General features: G+C 43.6%; 1 protein-coding gene. It reads right to left on the reverse strand.

Features of this window, described 5'->3' with window-relative positions; genetic code table 11:
* Positions 1-41: 41 nt before the first annotated feature.
* Positions 42-1,183, reverse strand: a protein-coding gene (locus ACTHPA_RS18470) for an IS3 family transposase (protein ID WP_440502414.1) whose coding sequence is annotated in 2 segments (ribosomal slippage) — positions 42-910 and positions 910-1,183 — 1,143 coding nt in all. Because the reading frame shifts where the segments join, the coding sequence is not laid out codon by codon here.
* Positions 1,184-1,278 lie beyond the last annotated feature (95 nt).

A 1,278-nucleotide genomic window follows, 5' to 3' on the forward strand; every position in this document is an offset into this window, starting at 1 on the left:
GGCACTGACTACCTTTTTTGAGACAATTAAAAAACACCTTATTATGCAGCCAGTTGTCGGTATTGTACCGGCGATTGGCTGTTTAATTTCGTTTGAATGCGGATATTGTTATAATAAGTAATGTATTCTTCGACAATTTGAATCACATGCGCATTCGTTGTGCGATGGATTCCGTCGAGGTAGAACGTTTCCGACTTTAGTGAGGAGTGGAACGTTTCGATTGGAGAATTATCAGCGGGCGTTCCTTTTCGGGACATGCTCATGGTAATTCTCCTTTCTTTTACTGCCTTTTGATAGGCATATGATGTATAAACCGAGCCTTGATCGCTATGCAAAATACAGCCTTCCGGCAAGTCAGGTAATTGATGCAACGTATCCAGCACAAAGGCAGTATCCTGGATGAAACCGATGGTCTGGGCTACAATTTCTCCATTGTAGACATCTAGGATACTTGAAAGATACATCATAGATTGCCCGAAGGGCAAGTACGTAATATCCGTCACTAGCTTTTCCCAGGGTTTAGACGCAGTAAAATCCCTCGCCAACAGATTCGGTGCGACATATGCAGGCTGCCCAGTACGTTTCCGTTTCTTCACTTTTACACGGCACTGCCAACCATGTTTCTGCATGACGCGCTGTACTGTCTTCTCGCAGGCCCCAGGAAACAATTCCGCAATCTTCCGGTAGCCATATATGAATTTATGCTTCTTACACAATTCGCCAATCTGTCGATCACGCGTCTCCTTTGGCGTTTCGTTCCCTTCTTGAGCTTTCCAGCGATAATACGATGATCGACCGACACCCAAGTGTCTGCAGATTTCTCCTATAGTCATCTTTCCACTTAATTCTTCCACTAACTGAATCACAACTCTTGGCGCCACTTCCTTTCCAATTCCGCGTACTTTTTTAACACTTCCACCTGTTGTTTCAGATATCGATTTTCAGCCTGCAACCTCGCTGTCTCACTTTCATACCCAGGTCCTTTGCCGAAGGCATATTGCTTGCCGACGGGTTGTGCAAGACGATGCAATTCACCATTCCGATACCATCTCATCCAAGTTTTTAGCTGTGTACGATTTCGGATATTCAGTTCCTCCATAACTTCTTTTACAGGAACACCCGCTAACCTCATTTGAATCGCCTTTAATTTAACTTCTTCTGGATAACTAACTTTAGTTCCCATAGACAAAAAACACCTCCACGTTGATGTATTAAGGTTCAATACCCGTTTTTCAACGTAAGGTGTTTTTATTTGTCTCATTTTCTTAGGTCAGTGCG

The organism is Sporosarcina sp. SAFN-015 (genome assembly GCF_051966875.1).
Classification (GTDB): Bacteria; Bacillota; Bacilli; order Bacillales_A; family Planococcaceae; genus Sporosarcina.